General features: G+C 71.4%; 4 protein-coding genes. All 4 read left to right on the forward strand.

Annotated features, from left to right (window positions below):
• Positions 1–140 precede the first annotated feature (140 nt).
• From ACWGIU_RS30160 to ACWGIU_RS30175, 4 genes are read left to right on the forward strand one after another with little or no spacing between them, the layout of a single operon-like run.
• Complete coding sequence (locus tag ACWGIU_RS30160) at positions 141–2852, forward strand: DUF4118 domain-containing protein (RefSeq protein ID WP_453711082.1); 2712 nt, start codon at positions 141–143, stop codon at positions 2850–2852.
• Entirely contained in the window at positions 2849–3535 is a 687-nt protein-coding gene (locus tag ACWGIU_RS30165; protein ID WP_453711084.1) for a response regulator, read from the forward strand. The genes ACWGIU_RS30160 and ACWGIU_RS30165 overlap by 4 nt, the downstream gene beginning before the upstream one ends.
• Positions 3536–3559: 24 nt before the next feature.
• Positions 3560–3979, forward strand: a complete 420-nt coding sequence (locus ACWGIU_RS30170; RefSeq protein ID WP_266378698.1) for an OB-fold nucleic acid binding domain-containing protein — start codon at positions 3560–3562, stop codon at positions 3977–3979.
• Between the two features lie 3 nt (positions 3980–3982).
• The gene (locus ACWGIU_RS30175) at positions 3983–4723 is read left to right on the forward strand and encodes a DUF3159 domain-containing protein (RefSeq protein ID WP_453711086.1); all 741 of its coding nucleotides are present in this window, start codon (positions 3983–3985) and stop codon (positions 4721–4723) included.
• Positions 4724–4742: the final 19 nt, after the last annotated feature.

Raw genomic sequence — 4742 nt, forward strand, 5'->3', positions numbered from 1 at the left:
CTCCTTCGGGGTGGGGCCCACCGGCTTCTCGCGTCCCAGCGGCTTCTCCGCGTCCCAGCGGGTGTCAGGGATCCGTCAGGGATCGGCGCCTGGGCGCGTATCGGTGCGTGCGCGGCGTGGACGTCCCGGAGAATGGGCCCATGGGACGCGGCAAGCTCAGGATCTACCTCGGCGCGGCACCCGGTGTGGGCAAGACCTACGCGATGCTCTCCGAGGGCCGTCGTCGGATGGAACGGGGCACGGACTGCGTCGTCGGCTTCGTCGAGCATCACGACCGGCCGCGGACGGAGGTCATGCTCCACGGCCTCGAACAGGTGGAACGCAGGGCCCTGACCTACCGGGGTGCCGCCTTCACCGAGATGGACGTGGACGCGCTCCTCGCCCGCAGGCCCGCCATGGCGCTGGTGGACGAGCTCGCGCACACCAATGTGCCCGGCTCGCGCAACGCCAAGCGCTGGCAGGACGTGGAGGAGCTGCTGCGGGCCGGCATCGACGTCGTGTCCACCGTGAACATCCAGCACCTGGAGTCGCTCGGGGACGTCGTCGAGTCGATCACCGGGGTGCGGCAGCGGGAGACCGTGCCGGACGAGGTGGTCCGCCGGGCCGACCAGGTCGAACTGGTCGACATGTCCCCGCAGGCACTGCGCCGGCGGATGGCCCACGGGAACATATACAAGCCCGAGAAGGTCGACGCGGCCCTGTCCAACTACTTCCGGCCGGGCAACCTCACCGCACTGCGCGAGCTGGCGCTGCTGTGGGTGGCCGACCGGGCGGACGAGTACCTCCAGAAGTACCGGGGTGAGCACGGTATCCGCTCGACCTGGCAGGCGCGGGAGCGGATCGTCGTCGGGCTCACCGGCGGGCCGGAGGGTCGCACGCTCGTCCGGCGGGCCTCGCGGATGGCCGCCAAGGGCTCGGGCAGCGAGATCCTGGCGGTCTACATCGCCCGCAGCGACGGCCTGACCGCCGCCTCGCCGAAGGAGCTCGCGGTCCAGCGGACCCTGGTCGAGGACCTGGGCGGAACGTTTCACCATGTGATCGGCGACAACGTCCCCGACGCCCTGCTGGCCTTCGCACGCGGGGTGAACGCCACCCAGATCGTGCTCGGCTCCAGCCGCCGCCGCTCGTGGCAGTACGTCTTCGGGCCCGGCGTCGGCGCGAGCGTCGCCCGCGACTCGGGGCCCGACCTCGACGTGCACATCGTCACGCATGAGCACGTCGCCAAGGGCCGCGGCCTGCCCGTGGTGCGCTCGGCGGCCCGGCTCGGACGAACCCGGATCATCGCCGGCTGGGTCGTGGGGACCCTCCTCCCCGTACTGCTGTGCCTGCTGCTCACGCACGTCGACGCGGACCTCGGCCTCGCCAACGACATGCTGCTCTTCCTGTCGCTGACGGTGGCGGCCGCGCTGCTCGGCGGGCTCTGGCCGGCCCTGGCTTCCGCCGCCCTCGGCTCGCTGCTCCTGAACTACTTCTTCGCGCCACCGCTGCACCGGTTCACGGTGTCCGACCCCAGGAACGTCGTCGCCATCGCCGTCTTCTTCGGGGTCGCCGTCTCCGTGGCCTCCGTGGTGGACCTGGCCGCCCGGCGCACCCACCAGGCGGCCCGGCTGCGCGCCGAGTCCGAGATCCTCTCGTTCCTGGCCGGCAGCGTGCTGCGCGGCGAGACCACGCTGGACGCGCTGCTGGAGCGGGTGCGCGAGACCTTCGCCATGGAGTCCGTGGCCCTGCTGGAGCGGGCGAACGACGTGGAGCCGTGGAAACCGGCCGGCAGCGTGGGCCCCAGCCCCGTCGCACGGCCGGAGGACGCCGACGTGGACATGCCCATCGGGGACGACATGGCACTGGCCCTGTCCGGCCGGGTGCTGCCCGCCGAGGACCGCCGGGTGCTCGGCGCCTTCGCGGCGCAGGCGGCCGTGGTGCTGGACCGCCAGCGGCTGATCGGCGAGGCCGAGGAGGCCCGCCGCATGGCCGAGGGCAACCGGATCCGCACCGCGCTGCTGGCCGCCGTCAGCCATGACCTCCGTACGCCGCTGGCCTCCATCAAGGTGTCCGTGAGCTCCCTGCGCTCCACAGACGTGGAGTGGAGCGAGGAGGACCGGGCCGAGCTCCTCGAAGGCATCGAGGACGGGGCGGACCGCCTCGACCACCTGGTGGGCAACCTGCTCGACATGTCCCGGCTGCAGACCGGCACCGTCACTCCACTTATCAGGGAGATCGACCTCGACGAGGTGGTCCCGATGGCGCTGGGCGGCGTACCGGAGGACAGCGTGCTGCTGGACGTGCCCGAGACGCTGCCGATGGTGGCGGTGGACCCGGGGCTGCTGGAGCGCACCGTGGCCAACGTGGTGGAGAACGCCGTCAAGTACAGCCCGGCGGGGGAGCCCGTCCTGGTGGCGGCCAGCTGCCTCGGCGAACGGGTCGAGGTCCGGGTCGTCGACCGCGGGAGGGGCGTGCCCGCCGAGGCCAAGGACCGGATCTTCGCCCCCTTCCAGCGGTACGGGGACGCCCCGCGCGGGGTCGGCGTGGGCCTCGGGCTCGCCGTCGCCCGCGGGTTCGCCGAGGCCATGGACGGCACCCTGACGGCCGAGGACACCCCCGGGGGCGGGCTGACCATGGTGCTCACCCTGCGCGCGGTGCCCGGCGGCCGGGCGGCGGCACGCGCCACGGTGGACGCGAGCGCGGGCGTGGACGCGGGCGGGGGCGGGGGCGTGGGCGGGGTCGGGGACGCCGAGGCGGGGACGGGCGGGACGACGCGACCGAGGGAACCTCTGAGACCTCCGGAACCCATGGCACCGACAGAACGTGATCACGACCGTGATCGGATGACGCGACAGAAGGCAGGACCTCGATGACCCGGGTGCTCGTGGTGGAAGACGAGCCGCAGATCGTCCGAGCCCTTGTGATCAACCTGAAGGCGCGCAGGTATGAGGTCGACGCCGCGGCCGACGGCGCGAGCGCACTGGAGCTCGCGGCCGCCCGCCGTCCCGACGTGGTCGTCCTCGACCTCGGACTGCCCGACATGGACGGGGTCGAGGTGATCAAGGGCCTGCGCGGCTGGACCCGGGTACCGATCCTCGTCCTGTCCGCCCGGCACAGCTCCGACGAGAAGGTCGAGGCGCTGGACGCGGGCGCCGATGACTACGTCACCAAGCCCTTCGGCATGGACGAGCTGCTGGCGCGGCTGCGCGCCGCCGTCCGCCGGGCCGAGCCGGCCGCGGGCTCCGGTGAGGGCGAGGTGATCGTGGAGACGGCCGACTTCACGGTGGACCTGGCCGCCAAGAAGGCCGTGCGCGAGGGACGCGACGTACGGCTGACGCCCACCGAGTGGCACCTGTTGGAGGTCCTGGTCCGCAACCGCGGCAAGCTGGTCAGCCAGAAGCAACTGCTCCAGGAGGTCTGGGGGCCCTCGTACGGCACCGAGACGAACTATCTGCGGGTCTACATGGCCCAACTGAGGCGCAAACTGGAGGCGAACCCCTCGCACCCGCGGCACTTCATCACCGAGCCGGGCATGGGATACCGCTTCGAGCGGTAGAGGGCGCGCCGGTACGCTTCCTGTATGAGTGCTGAACCGCGTCCCGAGAAGCCCGCGAAGCCGGCCAGGCCTGCGGGCCGGTTCCGCCGGATGATTGAGCGGCTGTCCACCTCCCAGGAGGAGCTGCATTCGGCGGAGCTGCAGGAGGACGCAGAAGCCGCGGGGTGTACGCGGATCTGCGACTGCCACGACCGTCAGATAGTCAAGGTGACCGGGACCCTGCGTACGGTCACCCTTCGGCCGCGCGCGGGCGTTCCCGCCTTGGAGGCCGAGCTCTTCGACGGCTCGGCCCCGCTGGACGTGGTCTGGCTCGGGCGTCGCTCGATCGTGGGAATCGAGCCCGGCCGACGCATGATCGCCTCGGGGCGCATCTCCATGACCCACGGCCGTCGGGTGCTCTTCAACCCGAAGTACGAACTCCGCCCGCTCGGACAGGAGCACTGACCGGTGACGTCACTCGACAAACCGACCACCCCGGAACCGGCAGGGCCGCGCCATGCCGCCGCCCCTTCCGAGGACCAGAAGGCCGTGACCCAGGCGGCGCTCTTCGACGCCTTCGGCGGCATCCGGGGCACCGTGGAGACGATGCTCCCGGGCCTGCTCTTCGTGATGATCTACACGATCAACAAGGACGTGAAGATGTCCGCGATCGCGGCGGGCGCCCTCGCGGTCCTGCTGGTGATCGTGCGGCTCGCCCGCAAGGACACCGTCAAGCACGCCTTCAGCGGTGTCTTCGGCGTGGGCGTGGGTGTGGCCTTCGCCCTCTTCACGGACAACGCGAAGGGCTTCTACCTGCCCGGCATGATCTACGGCGCGGGGCTGGGCGTGGCCTTCACGCTCTCGGCGCTGGTGGGTTTCCCCCTGCTCGGCGTGATCCTGGGGCCGGTGTTCAAGGAGAACCTGTCCTGGCGCACCCGCAACCCCGGGCGCAAGAAGGCGTACGTCAAGGCCAGCCTGGCCTGGGGCCTGATCTTCCTCGCCAAGTACGCGATCCTCTTCCCGCTGTACTGGTGGGGTGACGCGACGCAGCTGGGCTGGGTGCTGATTGCGCTGAAGCTCCCGCCGATGGTGCTCGCCGTGTACTTCACCTGGGTCTTCCTGGCGAAGGCGCCGCCGCCGATCAATGTGATCGCGGAGTGGGAGGCCAAGGAGGCGGCCGAGGCCGCCGCCAAGGGGCCGAAGGCCTGACGGCCCACAGCAGACGAAA

It is taken from the genome of Streptomyces sp. NPDC054840 (genome assembly GCF_053611065.1).